This is a genomic window from Paenibacillus abyssi (genome assembly GCF_014640295.1).
GTDB lineage: Bacteria > Bacillota > Bacilli > Paenibacillales > Paenibacillaceae > Paenibacillus_D > Paenibacillus_D abyssi.
Map to the genome: position 1 here is coordinate 37,179 of NZ_BMGR01000009.1, position 12,948 is coordinate 50,126.

The 12,948-nt window shown below is 44.3% G+C and carries 23 protein-coding genes and 1 riboswitch; of the genes, 9 read left to right on the plus strand and 14 right to left on the minus strand.

Translation table 11 applies throughout. From position 1 onward, the window contains the following. The first annotated feature begins 217 nt into the window (after positions 1-217). A riboswitch (cyclic di-GMP riboswitch) is annotated at positions 218-301 on the plus strand. A gap of 371 nt (positions 302-672) precedes the next feature. After that, positions 673-867 (plus strand): hypothetical protein, encoded by a 195-nt coding sequence (locus tag IEW11_RS14115; protein WP_188531708.1) that lies wholly within the window; start codon positions 673-675, stop codon positions 865-867. 74 nt (positions 868-941) lie between these two features. Here the strand turns inward: IEW11_RS14115 and IEW11_RS14120 are convergent, their stop codons facing one another. From IEW11_RS14120 to IEW11_RS14135, 4 genes are all read right to left on the minus strand, one after another. Beyond that, positions 942-1,319, minus strand: coding sequence for a LytTR family transcriptional regulator DNA-binding domain-containing protein (locus tag IEW11_RS14120; protein WP_188531709.1), 378 nt, complete (start codon positions 1,317-1,319; stop codon positions 942-944). 18 nt (positions 1,320-1,337) lie between these two features. Beyond that, positions 1,338-1,460 carry a cyclic lactone autoinducer peptide gene (locus IEW11_RS14125; RefSeq protein ID WP_188531710.1) on the minus strand — a complete coding sequence of 41 codons (123 nt, stop codon included), beginning with the start codon at positions 1,458-1,460 and terminating at the stop codon, positions 1,338-1,340. 74 nt (positions 1,461-1,534) lie between these two features. Beyond that, the gene (locus IEW11_RS25350; protein ID WP_373289328.1) at positions 1,535-1,702 is read right to left on the minus strand and encodes an accessory gene regulator B family protein; all 168 of its coding nucleotides are present in this window, start codon (positions 1,700-1,702) and stop codon (positions 1,535-1,537) included. A gap of 10 nt (positions 1,703-1,712) precedes the next feature. Then, positions 1,713-2,339 (minus strand): hypothetical protein, encoded by a 627-nt coding sequence (locus IEW11_RS14135; RefSeq protein ID WP_188531712.1) that lies wholly within the window; start codon positions 2,337-2,339, stop codon positions 1,713-1,715. A 230-nt stretch (positions 2,340-2,569) separates the two neighbouring features. On the opposite strand from IEW11_RS14135, the gene IEW11_RS14140 reads away from it, so the two are divergent. Continuing rightward, positions 2,570-2,743 (plus strand): hypothetical protein, encoded by a 174-nt coding sequence (locus IEW11_RS14140; RefSeq protein WP_188531713.1) that lies wholly within the window; start codon positions 2,570-2,572, stop codon positions 2,741-2,743. Between the two features lie 24 nt (positions 2,744-2,767). On the opposite strand, the gene IEW11_RS14145 is transcribed toward IEW11_RS14140, so the two are convergent. Next, on the minus strand, positions 2,768-3,484 hold the full coding sequence (locus IEW11_RS14145; protein WP_188531714.1) for a glycoside hydrolase family 73 protein: 717 nt from the start codon (positions 3,482-3,484) through the stop codon (positions 2,768-2,770). A gap of 187 nt (positions 3,485-3,671) precedes the next feature. Between IEW11_RS14145 and IEW11_RS14150 the strand changes: the two genes are divergently transcribed. The 5 genes from IEW11_RS14150 to IEW11_RS14170 all read left to right on the plus strand — a co-directional run bounded on the left by IEW11_RS14150 (position 3,672) and on the right by IEW11_RS14170 (position 7,248). Beyond that, positions 3,672-4,664 (plus strand): S-layer homology domain-containing protein, encoded by a 993-nt coding sequence (locus IEW11_RS14150; RefSeq protein WP_188531715.1) that lies wholly within the window; start codon positions 3,672-3,674, stop codon positions 4,662-4,664. A gap of 118 nt (positions 4,665-4,782) precedes the next feature. Then, entirely contained in the window at positions 4,783-5,451 is a 669-nt protein-coding gene (locus IEW11_RS14155; protein ID WP_188531716.1) for a PspA/IM30 family protein, read from the plus strand. A gap of 119 nt (positions 5,452-5,570) precedes the next feature. Then, entirely contained in the window at positions 5,571-5,972 is a 402-nt protein-coding gene (locus IEW11_RS14160) for a DUF350 domain-containing protein (RefSeq protein ID WP_188531717.1), read from the plus strand. Between the two features lie 25 nt (positions 5,973-5,997). Then, entirely contained in the window at positions 5,998-6,504 is a 507-nt protein-coding gene (locus IEW11_RS14165; RefSeq protein ID WP_188531718.1) for a DUF4178 domain-containing protein, read from the plus strand. A 12-nt stretch (positions 6,505-6,516) separates the two neighbouring features. After that, positions 6,517-7,248, plus strand: a complete 732-nt coding sequence (locus IEW11_RS14170; RefSeq protein WP_188531719.1) for a DUF4247 domain-containing protein — start codon at positions 6,517-6,519, stop codon at positions 7,246-7,248. Positions 7,249-7,294: 46 nt separating this feature from the next. Here IEW11_RS14170 and IEW11_RS14175 read toward each other — a convergent pair whose 3' ends face one another. Further along, the gene (locus IEW11_RS14175) at positions 7,295-7,990 is read right to left on the minus strand and encodes a uracil-DNA glycosylase (RefSeq protein ID WP_188531720.1); all 696 of its coding nucleotides are present in this window, start codon (positions 7,988-7,990) and stop codon (positions 7,295-7,297) included. A gap of 153 nt (positions 7,991-8,143) precedes the next feature. Here IEW11_RS14175 and IEW11_RS14180 point away from each other — a divergent pair, with 153 nt between their 5' ends. After that, positions 8,144-8,407 carry a hypothetical protein gene (locus IEW11_RS14180; protein ID WP_188531721.1) on the plus strand — a complete coding sequence of 88 codons (264 nt, stop codon included), beginning with the start codon at positions 8,144-8,146 and terminating at the stop codon, positions 8,405-8,407. 702 nt (positions 8,408-9,109) lie between these two features. Here the strand turns inward: IEW11_RS14180 and IEW11_RS14185 are convergent. From IEW11_RS14185 to IEW11_RS14210, 6 genes are read right to left on the minus strand one after another with little or no spacing between them, the layout of a single operon-like run. Next, a complete protein-coding gene (locus IEW11_RS14185) occupies positions 9,110-9,835 on the minus strand; it encodes a nucleotidyltransferase domain-containing protein (RefSeq protein WP_188531722.1) in 726 nt (241 codons plus the stop codon). Positions 9,836-9,876: 41 nt separating this feature from the next. Continuing rightward, complete coding sequence (locus IEW11_RS14190; RefSeq protein ID WP_188531723.1) at positions 9,877-10,281, minus strand: spore germination protein GerPE; 405 nt, start codon at positions 10,279-10,281, stop codon at positions 9,877-9,879. Between the two features lie 7 nt (positions 10,282-10,288). Next, positions 10,289-10,480, minus strand: a complete 192-nt coding sequence (locus IEW11_RS14195) for a spore germination protein GerPD (RefSeq protein ID WP_308422741.1) — start codon at positions 10,478-10,480, stop codon at positions 10,289-10,291. Next, a complete protein-coding gene (gene gerPC, locus IEW11_RS14200; RefSeq protein ID WP_188531724.1) occupies positions 10,477-11,088 on the minus strand; it encodes a spore germination protein GerPC in 612 nt (203 codons plus the stop codon). The genes IEW11_RS14195 and gerPC (IEW11_RS14200) overlap by 4 nt, the downstream gene beginning before the upstream one ends. Positions 11,089-11,144: 56 nt before the next feature. Further along, on the minus strand, positions 11,145-11,354 hold the full coding sequence (locus tag IEW11_RS14205; protein WP_188531902.1) for a spore germination protein GerPB: 210 nt from the start codon (positions 11,352-11,354) through the stop codon (positions 11,145-11,147). Between the two features lie 30 nt (positions 11,355-11,384). Then, positions 11,385-11,606 (minus strand): spore germination protein, encoded by a 222-nt coding sequence (locus IEW11_RS14210; protein ID WP_188531725.1) that lies wholly within the window; start codon positions 11,604-11,606, stop codon positions 11,385-11,387. 126 nt (positions 11,607-11,732) lie between these two features. Here IEW11_RS14210 and IEW11_RS14215 point away from each other — a divergent pair, with 126 nt between their 5' ends. Next, positions 11,733-12,215 (plus strand): CS domain-containing protein, encoded by a 483-nt coding sequence (locus IEW11_RS14215; protein ID WP_188531726.1) that lies wholly within the window; start codon positions 11,733-11,735, stop codon positions 12,213-12,215. Positions 12,216-12,276: 61 nt separating this feature from the next. On the opposite strand, the gene IEW11_RS14220 is transcribed toward IEW11_RS14215, so the two are convergent. Both IEW11_RS14220 and gerPC (IEW11_RS14225) read right to left on the minus strand, forming a co-directional pair. Further along, positions 12,277-12,585: a zinc ribbon domain-containing protein gene (locus tag IEW11_RS14220; protein ID WP_188531727.1), complete on the minus strand. Its 309-nt coding sequence runs from the start codon at positions 12,583-12,585 to the stop codon at positions 12,277-12,279. After that, the gene (gene gerPC / locus IEW11_RS14225; protein ID WP_188531728.1) at positions 12,586-12,906 is read right to left on the minus strand and encodes a spore germination protein GerPC; all 321 of its coding nucleotides are present in this window, start codon (positions 12,904-12,906) and stop codon (positions 12,586-12,588) included. Positions 12,907-12,948 lie beyond the last annotated feature (42 nt).

Consider the following 12,948-nt stretch of genomic DNA (forward strand, 5'->3'; position numbering starts at 1 on the left):
AAAATATTATCAATTATGAAACAACCTGCCCGCATTCGAGACCATATTGCATTAAGCCATTAGACATATTTTAGTTCCTATTAACTATTTAGATATTTCTTTTTTATTCAACAAAGTCCTTTTTTACTATATTTATGAAGTTTTTAATGTTTTCGACAAAATCAGTGCATATTCTTCGTTTTACCCTATTTACACAATCTGCCTAAAAAACTTAAAATATGAATATGGGAGCTATGATCTTGAATCTTTATCTGGGCACTTTGATTCGAGGGAGCTAGTAGTGCAACCGACCGTCTACAAATAAAGTAGGTGGTTTTTTGTTGTGAGCCATCTGCATGGAAAGGGAGTTTCCATATGAATCAAACGGCATTGTGTATTGAATCAATCATCTCATTGGTAGGGATTGATTCAAAAAAGTTCGAACTATGGAAAAAGGAAAACTTTTTAACAAGCCAACCCAGGAGAGCTAAAAGACGGATATTAAGAAAGTACGAACCAAACAATCAGATGGCCCGAAAACTTTAATTTCACTACACAAAATAACTTTTCTATGATAATTCACACACACGATTAAACTGTGCCTGCCTGCCCGTTAAGGATTGATCCGCTTTGTATGATTTGCTACGATGATAACAGATTCAATTACATCCCAACTTGAAAGCGTGGTATTTCATGAGAACAGCAGATCAAGTAAAAAGAAAATTAAACGAACTAGTATCACAAAAAAAATCGCTGAAAATAAAATTAGACCAAGCGGAAGCGGACATTGAACATGGCCCCTTAAAACAACAAATTATCCGATTGGACGAGCAGATTCTCTTGTTAGAGTGGATCATAAATGAGCCTACCGGAAGTTACCATGTATGACTCTAGCTTCAGTCTTCAAAAATAAATCCGATTAAATAAAAGCTGCCATTCACAGGAAAGACGAATGGCAGCTTTTATGCAATTACAACCGGTTGATTCAGTTTCTCCAGAATCGTTACCACTTCATCAAAATTTCTGTAAGCAATTGTGCATCGTTTGGATTTTTTGCTAATCTCCTCTTCAAAATAAGCGATTTTATGCTTTTGATCCAAACGTTTAATTTTCAATAAGTGGACCGCGTTATTACGGTCCACCAATCGAAAATCGTAACCACAACCATTTAGTCCTTCTACAAAGTACTTAAGCGTACCCATTGTGTAGTAGATATTGTCTATGGTATGAACATATAGTCTGTTTAATATCCTGTCAAATTCGATGAAGACAATATCATCTATACTTACAGAACAAAACCCGGACTTGCCTTCAACATCACGGGTTACGGATAACTGCATTCGAACCATCCCCATCTCTTACTTCAAGAGCTCTTCCGGCGTCTCCCCTTGATGCACAAAAACCCAGCTAGCAGTAGATACTACCAGAACCGCCATAGCAGCAAGCATAGTGGCAACTCCATGTAACATACGCTTTTTCATATTCTCACCTCCTCCATTTTATTAACGTCAAACGGTCGTGGATGAGTTCTGTGTACAAAACCTGAGTCTGCTTTTCAATATAAGAGGGTGAAAAGAGGGCCATCAACAGCATGTTTACTTGAACGAAGATGAATACCGCCAGAAATTTGACGGAGTAGGGCGAAAGCAATTAAAACGGTAAGCACCTCTGCTGTGTTCCCCCAGAAGCGGCTACCTTTATTCCTTCTGCAATCTTCTGCGATAACAAATGAATCATTTAATAGAAGTCTCCTTTCTAATGGAGTAGAAAAGAAAGATCGACATCGAAACGAGGAAGGTCGCTAAAATAACATACAATTCCTTGAAATACATTACAACGCCTAAAGCGATAATAAAAACAGCAATTAGAAATACAACGATAATTTGCTCCGATCTGAACCGTAATTTCTCAAACTCAAACGTAAATCCATATCCGAGGCTGTAAAACTTCCAAGCGCTTAAAAATGCGATCAGACTGGATACAGATTGCAGGATATATCCTTTTAGAGGATCTGTCTGGACAATTTCAATCGATAAATAGCCAAATGACAGGAACGATATCAATGCTTGAAGTGTAGCGTAAATCGCGTAGCCAAGCACACCCATGATCATAGACCAGATGAGAGGAACTCTGGCGATCGTCATAAAGAAAAGAATCGTGAACAACAAGCTGATGACCGGAGACAAATAAGCTAATGATAACTCTGAGCGCAGTACGAAGCTTTGTACATTCATTAACGTAATCATCAGCAGCGCTTGCCACAAAAAACGCTTGAAATCAAGCCTGAATATGTAAAGCGACAATGCATATACCGCAATGCCTTCAATCGTTGAGAAGAACATAAATCCCAAAAAACTCAATTAAACCAGCCCCTTAAATTAGCAGCCAAATATTTCAATATTCTTGTCCTTTAGTTTATCATAAAATTTGGTTTTTGGGACATATGAAAATCAATATTTTATGCAATACCAATATGATATAATAAGATAAAATTACCGCTAAAAATAAATAAAATAGCCGTCCCTCTCATCATTAGAGATTTTAGGGACAGCCCGCAGCTGATCGATTTTTTAATAGGAGTGATATTTATATGAAAGAAAGCAACAAGAAGCCGAACATTCAAGACGCCTTCATCATGGCGGCGCTTGTGATCGTTATCTCGCTAGTCGTCGACTTCTCCAATATGGGCTTTCTGGACATCGCCATTGTCGTATTGGGTTTAATCTGGATTATTATGACAGTCTGGAGATGGCTCAGAAAATAATCCGCCTATGCCTTTTCCTCTGATTTAACCGATATCGGTTTGCCTCCCCATTTCGTAACGGTACATAATCGTCAGCATCCGCCAGAAATCGTAACTGCCCGTCCCTGTATCGAAGTAAGGCGCAAAGTAAGCTGCCGCCTCCTCAGCCCATGCGGGAGCTTCTATATTTCTGCCTGCTTTAATCTGGTCGATTTGGAATAACAGCCGGCTGACCGTCTGCTCTAATTGCTCGAGACGGGCGTCCTGTTCCATATCCTTGGCCACATCATTCCCCTCCTCCGGTAATTGATCATACTTCGTCAGATCATACGCCTTAATCAAATTTTTCAATTTACCCGCATAAGCCGGATCGGTAGCATATCCCGAAGCTTGCAGTGCATCAGCCTGCTCACTCGGCGTCCCTGCATCCCGGACCGGCTGATATCTCGAACGCTGGAACAGCAAGTCCTGATCCTTGTAAAAATCATAAATAGTGTCATACGCCCGAAACGCCGCTGTTGTCTCCTCTCTTCTTCCGTTATAGACTTCCCATGTCCCTTTGTTAACGATTTGTCCCTGCCAGTAAGCATTAGGCACACCGCTTCCTACCTTATATCCCCCCAAGTTATTCCAGGCCGGTATCACCCCGCCGGTTTCAAGCAGGTTTTGCGCCAACCGTACAGAAGGGAAAATCGGCGAGCCCTCACTACGCACTTGGACGGCCAACGGGGCCAGCCTCGCTATGAATTCTTCTCTTGTCATCGCGGCACCTCCAACCTTAGCGATTCGAATAATAACTCGTCCCCAGTATATCTTATTCTATGCGCGCAATACTCTTAGGGTAACGGCGCATAACTTTCAGCATCCGTCTGCAACATTATGTTTTCAACCTTCGTTTAATTTAATAGCTGCAGCGAAATAAACTTTGAACCTAAATGAGGTGACATGAATGAGAAAAAAACCATTTATCATGATTGTTACGGCAATGATTTTTTTGCTCGCAATCGGGCAGTCGGTTTGGGCGTTTTCCGATACGGCAAACGATCCAAACGCACAAAAAATCGATGAGCTGAAACAAATGGGAATTTTAAACGGGAAAAATGACGGCACGTTTAAGCCCGGTGATAATTTGACTAACGCGGCCGGAGCTGCGCTGCTTGTCAAAGGGCTGGACTTAAACATTGATCACATCCGTTTTATTAAAGAACCGAAAGCCAGTGATTATTATACGAACGTCAAAGACGATGCGTGGTATTCCAATGCTTTTATTATTGCACACTTGAACGGCCTGGATATTCCCAAGGATGTGGACCCGTCTGAGGCCATGAGCCGGGAGCAGTTTGCACACTCTTTATTCCGAGCCATGATGACAAAGGGCGACTATGCCTTTATCGAGCTTTACATGATGATTGAGGATGAAGCGGACGTTACCCCGGCTTATATGAACAGCATTCAGAAATTGTTGATCAGCAAAATATCACAACTAGATAAGGACAATAAATTTCTTCCAAAAGAAGCGATCACCCGCAGTGAAGCCGCAGGCTGGCTCCATGGCGCGATTCAATTCGTGAAACACGTAGAACCGATCCCTCCTTTGGACGAGGAAACGATTCCCTTCCCGTTATATGACATGAAATATGATGTCAAGGAAATCAATGAAGAGGTGCATGAGGTTACTGTGACCGCACAAGCTCCGCATCCCGGATACGGCATGAAAATTAACTCGATTACCTTCGAAGAGGGAAAAGCCATCATTCAGATCGGCGTAATTATGCCGGATCCGACTGCACTTTACCCGCAGGTGATCACGGAGCTTAAGGCGACAACCTATATTGGCAGTGAATATGAGCCGGTTCTCCAGGAAGTATCCCCTATTGCTGACGGCGGCGGTTCAGACAGCAGCCATGCAAGTGTCGACTCGGACGCAGCTCCTGCAGCATAATCCAGATTCCCACGGCGGCCTTTACGGGCCGCTTTTTTTCATTTGAAACCGAAGAGAAGCTGCTCCGTATTAAGTGGCATGAAGCAAATTGTTAAGATCAAAAGGAGGCCCAATTGAAATGTCTATTTTCAAAAGATTGCGTGACCTTACCCTCTCTAATGTATATGCCCTGATTGAAAAAGCTGAAGATCCGATCAAATTGACCGACCAGTATATCCGCGATATGCAAGAAGATTTGGAGGATGCCGAAAAAGCGGTTGCCGCCCAGATTGCGATTGAGAAGAAATTCAAACAACTCTACGAAGATCAAGCTGCCCTCGTCCAGAAACGGACTGAGCAGGCTCACATCGCGGCACAAGCGCAGAACATCGAACTCGCCCGCCGTGCGCTGGAAGAGAAGAATGCGGCCGAGCAAAAAATGAATGAATTCAAGGCAAGCTACGATCAGAATAAAGCATCGGCAGACAACCTCCGCGGCAAGCTCGATGAAATGCGCAAGCAGCTGACGGAAATGAAAAACAAACGGGAAACCCTCGTCGCCCGTTATAATGCTGCAAAAGCGCAAAATGAAATTAACAAAGCGATGACAGGCTTTGGCTCTGATACCGCATCAGCCGGCTTGAAACGGATGGAAGAAAAAATGCTGCAGATGGAAGCTCAAGCCGAAGCCAGCAACGAGATGACAGCCAAAGGAAAATCGCTCGATGATGAATTCGCTGAGCTCGGCAAAAACAAAGCCGTGGAAGATGAACTGGCAGCACTCATGAAACAATACGAGAAGAATTAACCTTCTTGCCCGAACTTTGACGTCAAAACCGTCGGCGTTCTGCGCGCGGCTACATTCCGGTGCGGACCCGGCTTTTTTTATGGATTATTTCTCTTACACTTATTATTGGAGGAGTCGCAATGACGTGGACCGATCTCGCGCGCATCCCGGTCTGGACCGGTTTTGGCGCCCTGCTGTTAATTATTTTGATGATGTTGGATTCTCTCTTTACCCGTTACAAGGACTTTCAAGAGATTAAAGCAGGGAATGTAGCTGTAACGACCCGATTTATGATGAAATTATTTGCGCAGTCGATCATTTTGTATCAAGCGATTTCGAAATCAAGCGATATGTGGGAAGCCCTCATTTTATCGATTGTTTCCTTTATTGTATTGCTCGTTCTGGAATGGTTCATCCGTATATTACTTAAAGCATTGATTGATCTGCGGCTTGATCAGGGGATTCGGGAAGGCAAAGTCGCCTACGCCCTTTTCGCCGGTTCCATTCACTTGGCGGGAGCCCTCATCATTGGAGCAATTTAATTAACAACATGAAGGAGCCTGAACGATGAGCTTATGGAAACGAATTAAAAATGTAATGACAAAGCCGGAGCCGCCCAAAAAAGAACCCAGCATGCTCACGCTTGGGCCTGGCGATATCTGCGAGGTATCATTAATCACATATGAGGTAAGCGGGCGTACCCAAAACCGCCAAAGAAATGCGGTCGTTCTTACACTGCAGGACGGATCCCTGATCCGCTACTTGACGATTGAGGAAAGGGAAAAAGCAGTTTATGCGCTGTATGACCAGATTGACGGGCGCCTTGACAATGTTGAAGAAGTACCGACGACTCTGGAGCTGGATGACTGCACATACCATCTTGAAGAGCGATATTCGGGAATAATCTCAGCGATCGGGCGAACGCCATATCTCCAAAGCGGCGAGCAATATGTATGGCAGTATCAATCCGACAACCAGAAGCTTTTGCGCATTGAATGGCAGGACGGACGATTCATGTTATATGAGGGTGAGTCGGTACTGCCTGCCGATGTGCGTGTGATAAGGGGCGGCTAAGGAGGCGATAACATGAAGAAATGGTGGTTGCAGGGGATCAAATATGTACTCCTCATCAGCTTAATCGTTCCGCTTCTGGCAGCCTGCTCCATATCCGATACAATCGAGGAGCAATATCCGCTTGAATCCGTGAACGGATCAGGCAGTCAAACCTCCTATGTCTATCGCGCGGAAGGGACGTCCGTACCGGAGGCAGCACAAGCTTTAATCGAGCAAAGAAAGCCAGAGCAGCAGTCCGCTGAGGATACGGAGCGGATGTTTCTCGTCTATCAGGACGAATTGATCCATATTCAGCAGGATCCGGAGATCCCGGAGGATTCACTGATTGAGATTGACTCGAAGGAATATGTTCGAAACAACTATAACCCCGGTTTTCTCGAAGGTTATTTATTAGCCAGCCTGATCGGCGACTTATTCGATCATGGCCGATATGGCGGGGGCAGCTATCGGGGGTATACGGAAAAGGATGTCTATCGGCCGCAGCAAGGCTCCTACCGCATGCCAACGGCAGATGACCAAAAGGTTGCCCCACCGGTTACAGTAGAGCGCAAAGGAACCCTATTCAAGCGTTCCAAGGATGCGGTATCCACTCCGGCTGGAAGCGGCCAAGTCTCGACCTCCCAGCCCAGCTCCGGCAAGATTACAAGGGAAAGCAGCTCGGGCAGCTCAAGCGTATTTAAAAAACCAAGCTTCAAAAAACCGAAGACCAAGTTCGGAAGCGGACGAATCATGCGACGCAGGTAAACAAACGGATTCAACCACCTTGCCGGCTCCTTCTCCCGAAGCTCGGTCATTGCGGCTCTTCCGCCTGATGTTCCGGGATTTGCCATTGAATCGGTTCATCCCCGATGGAGCTGAGAAACGCATTGGCTCTTGAAAAAGGACGGCTCCCGAAGAACCCCCGGTGGGCGGCAAATGGGCTTGGATGCGGCGAGGCAATCACGCAGTGGCGGTTTTTATCAATGAACGAGGCTTTATCTTGTGCATGCTTGCCCCAAAGAATAAAGACCAGCGGTTTTTTTCTTGCATTCAATGCCTCGATGATGCGGTCCGTAAAATGCTCCCAGCCAATTCCATGATGGGAATTGGCCGCTCCCGCCTGTACCGTTAATACGGCATTAAGCAGCAGCACGCCCTGCTCCGCCCAGGCCACAAGAGAGCCATGGCTTGGAATGGAACAGCCGAGATCTTCCCTTAACTCCTTGTAGATGTTCTGCAGTGATGGCGGAATCTTGACACCCGGCTGAACGGAAAAGCTTAACCCGTGCGCCTGATTAGGACCATGATAGGGGTCCTGTCCCAGAATGACAACTCTCGCCTGATCATACGAAGTCAAATGTAAAGCATTAAAGATATGATGTTTATCCGGATAAATGGTGCGCGTCCGATATTCATTGGCAAGGAACGCTCTCAACTCCTGATAATAAGGGCGTTCCAGCTCCTGATCCAAAATTGCGGCCCAATCGTTCTGAAAAATAGCGTTCATTATTGATCTCCTGTATAATAAGAATTAATGGCTATTCTATTATAGGGCAAGCGGAATGTGGGAACAATAAGCGAACAGGCCTTATTGACACGCTCGCCCAAAAAAGTTATGCTTACTAAGCATTTGTTAATCCAATTGAATAGGTGGGACAACATGACCTTTAAACCGGTTATTAAAGAAATCGAATTATCTGACCGCAATGAGGAGAATGGTTTGCATCAGTTCGTCGTCACATTAACGAACCAATCCAAATGCCGTTTGTTCTTCAGCAAAGATCCAGACTGGAAAATTATCGGGGTAAACCGCCTTTTGAATATTCCTTGCCCGATCTGTCGCAAAGACTACTATTGCAATTGCATGAGTAAATACGCCAATGAGTTTGAGCGTCAACTCATCGAGAACAATCTCATCCAATAAATGACACGGAGGAAGCCGCTAAGGCTTCTTTTTTTGTCTTAACTTTTCCCTAGGACTTTAGTCCAATCTTTTTCACGACATTCAAAATATACTGTTCATATAAGTACGAAAGGGGGATAAATCAATGAGTGCAGTAGCTGGATACGGAAGTTGCTTTGGATTTGGCACTTCTGTAGGCGTGATTCTGGTATTGTTCATTCTCCTGGTTATTGTTTCACATGCGTTCATATACTAATTTCCCCTCTTAATCCATATCGAAAAATCCCTCCTTAACCATTAACCGGGAGGGATTTTTGATTTGATCGTTTGCATGTACATTATATCCCAAACAATGCGAAGAGAAATGCAATTTCTGCCAACCGTACAATAACCCGACGAATTCTTCTGCCTCTGCGTACATGCATAACTACAAAGTCGCTTCCTACGGAAGTTAATCTTCCCCTTAAGCTTGAACCGCTTCCCAATTGAACTTCAACCGAGCGCCCGATTAAACACTTCGCTTTCTCACGAAATGACATCCCGATCATCCTCTCCTAAGTTGATACTATAATATATGGCCAAACTGATAGTTTGCCCGTGCACCGGCGGAGTGAAATAAATAAAGTCTCCGCAGCAAAAAAACTTATGTGCCGGGGCACATAAGCAAGGATCTCGATTAACGTAATGATAGGATTAGAAGTTGATTTCTATGTAGCAGCGTTTTCATATTTCGTCTTCGGACACATCCGCACCTTCCACCCAACCCACGCGCAGTGTGCCGCCGAAAGGGGCCAATGTTTGATAAACAAACTGGATGAACTCGTCTTTGACTCCCGCCTTATAAAACAAATCAGATACTCTAACAAATTCAGCCGCAATCCCGGGATCATACTCTTCTAATGCGCGATAAGCCCATTTCCCGCTTCCCAACCATCGATTATTGATACGTAGTATGAATATAATCAGAAGCTCACTTATTTTATTAAAAATGAACAGATCTTCCGATCTAATGCTCGAATGAATCAAATCGTCAAGGTACTCCGTGATTTCATAACGAACCTGATTCAATTCGTCAAGGCTCCTCGGATAAGGCCCTTCAGCCCAAGCCTTTCTTCCGTTAGCGATGAGCTCATGAGCTTGACCATCATCGATAATAATAACACCTTCTGCGCACATACGAACCATCGAAGGAATGCCGCTCTTCTTTGCTTCTTCAATGAAATAAGGATAGTGCCTTAATGCCACAAGAAATACTTCAATAATCCGCCCGTATTTCTTATCAATAAGCCTGTAGGAGTCTTCAGCGTGCTCGTCAAAAATAAGCACGTCAAGATCCGAACCTTTCGTTGCCCTTCCAGCTGCCGCGCTTCCCGCCAACAGAACGACATTGGCGCCAGGATAGTATTTTTTCACATACCTTTTCACTATATTTTCTAGTGAAGATATCACGCTATCATCCCCTTAAAATGGATAACCTCTGCCTAGATTGCTTAGAAAGGAGCTGAACCTGCGTCTTCTGTTGTCTCTGTTTCGCGTTGCAGCAATTGCCGTATGTGTTTGGTCCTGCTTTCCGCTTGAATGATCCGATTGGCGCCAATTTGTATGACAGAAGCAGTGGAAACACCAATAACATCCACAATATCTACTTGAATGACGGGGTTTTCATTGCGGATGGATAGATGAATGTGTTCATTAATTATGGGCTGAGGTATAGATGCCGAAAAAATAGGGAAGCTTGCAAAATTCCCTTCGTTGCCTCGAAACACCGGAATTTCTCTTTGGGTAGCTAGTACCTTTGAATTTGGCGCGATAATATAATTATCGCCAATCTGCAAAATGGCTGAAAATAGAAGCGATCTTATCTTAGCGCTGCCTACGATGGACGCACGTTTCATCCTATCCTCACGATTCCGGCGCAAAAGGGACCAGCGGCCCGATAAGCAAGGATTCCAACGGGGTATCAAAAATAGAAGAGCAGCTGACGATCTCTGTATCACCGACAAGAACAACAGACGAGCTGCCTACTCCGATAATCCGCAATTGGCCTACATGCAAGCTGTTGTTTACAACTTCCATCTTGAATGAATCCTTCATTCCTTCTCATTCCCTCCAAAATGCGCCAAATAGCTGTCTAACGCTGTATGGACATCCCGTTTTAATTTTTGAAGCACATTATGTTCAAGTGCCCATTCCTGCCGTATCTGCTTATCTCCTTGAAAGTGCTGTAAATAAATACGAATCCGGTCATCGATCTGTCTGATCATATCCTCAAGAATGGCTTCCTTCTCAGCCGGAATAAGTGCGATATCTCGTTCCAGCGCTTGTTTGTCAAGCATTTCCGGTATAGACTCCCTTATATATCCGTTAATTTTATGTTTAATTTGTCGAAACTCTGTGTCTGAGGTTTGTTCCCCTAACGGCACATCCTCTTCATGATGATTCTGTACATCCAAGTCTTCTATTGTCCCCGCGTCCGTTGGCGAGATTCCGATAATGAGCGTCCCGTCCAGCTGCTCCACTTTTAACTGTTCGAAATTGTATTCGATCTTTTCAACATTCGTCCTGGGCAAGGCTGCTAAACTGGCGAGCTGTTCATTTATTTTAGCTAATTCATTTTCCATCTGCGTTATTTTGTTTGTTTGCCAAGTTAGCGTTTTGTGCATTTCATTCAGCAGCCAAACCACATACTGGTACGGGTCCATAAGCTCCCTCCCTTATGGTACCATCCTACGCACCAGATTCCTGCAGTATAACTAGCTTATTTCAATTCAGGTGGCGGAAGTGGCACTCTGGGCAAGCCTCCTGGCTGGCCGGGCTCAGGAGCAGGTTTCGTAAAGCCCCCTGTGTTATACAGATAAGAAAGCGGTTTGATTAGACCCGCTGTGCCAATTTGCAGAATCGAGGAATTGGATATGGCATTGATTCGAAGATGATGAATCGTAATATTTTGCTGAACCTTCATGCGAATACACCTACCCACCTATCTGAACTCTACGCGCTATAACGTCTTCGTCACCGTATCATCTATGACATCGTTGTCCAGCGTATTTGTCATATTCAGACCACTATTTGTTAATGGAAAATCGCCCGTATTGAAGGATCCTGATCCAGCAAATGTTTTTGAGGTGCTTTTTGGGGAAAGGAATATGGCATCTCCGAATTGTACAATGGCACTGGACCCGACGCTTACGATCTTGATGTTGCCGACAAATGCTGGCATATTAAGCCTCCTCTCGCTCTCCTTACTAAGGATATGCCTAATTTCATGTCCATGTTCCGCATTTGTACTTCTGTGTCATTCGGGCTTTTAGTACATACAATGTTGTAAGAGCGGCAGTGAAAGGTAGTGAAGGCTTTGAAGAATCGACAGCATCCAATGATGGACTGGGATGAATTCGAGAAATTTATGATCAAGCAACTCCCGTTTTTGTCCGGCCAAGCTTCAACGGATGATACCCACCAAAACAATAATGCCATCGGGAATTATGTGCAAAAAGTGATGAAACGATTTTTAAACAATCCAGCAATTAATCACCCCTATTTGAAGCCCTTTACGATAAATAAAATCGAATATGAAATGTTTGAGACACATCGCAGCATTTTTGTTCAATGCCGAGTTCCGAAGAATGCCTCTCCATATGACATGAGTTTCTCTGTCAACAAACGAAAGCTTAAGATCTCCCATGACGGAAAAACAGAAGAAATCCTCTTAACCAGCGATGTAGACTCAAGGCGTTCAACGGCGAAATACAAAAATGGCATATTAGAGATACGTCTCCCAAAAAGACGGCAAAAAGAACCGTTTCATGAAATAGCGATCCATGAATAACGTATATTAAAACGGAGAGCCGGCTACCCTCTCCGTTTTATGTTTATGTTGGGATGATCTATCAATCGTCTAGAAAAAAACGATGGTTGAACCAATTCATCTCGTCCAATTCATCGGTTTGCAGCACTTTGTTCTCCGGATAAGGGGAAGATACCAACCCCGCTTGATAAAATGCGGTATGCGATCCGCAGCGTGGACAAAATGCGGTTTGCTCATTACATACATAGCTGCAAGGATCGCCTAACAATGTGCCGACGCTCAGGCAGCGATTCGTGACAGGTGCGCCGCAAGAGATGCAGTACATATCTTTTTTCTCTGTAAGATGGCCGCATCTGATACACAGCCGGTCATCGTTTTTTGAATCTGCCAACTAGGATTCCTCCTTACCTGTCGATTGGCTAAGGTTATCCGCGTGAAGGTCTTTGTCTTCGTCCATTTCCTTTTGCTTTAACCATTTTTCCAATTGTTCCGGATCGGAAAGTGCGGTCAATCCGATATTGAGTGTTCCCGACAGCTCCTGAACGGTTAATTCCTGAACCTTATAACTTATGTTCTCGATATGCACGGGTTTAATTTGCTGCAAGGCCTTCTTTAATTGCTGCGATTCATTTTCCACAAGCAATAATTTGTCCTCCAACTGCCTGATCCTGCCTTCCATCAGCCTGAGATAGGCATGATAATCAACATACATCGCTTCCTCTCCCCTTTCCGCATTGTGCTGGCCGTTCTAAAA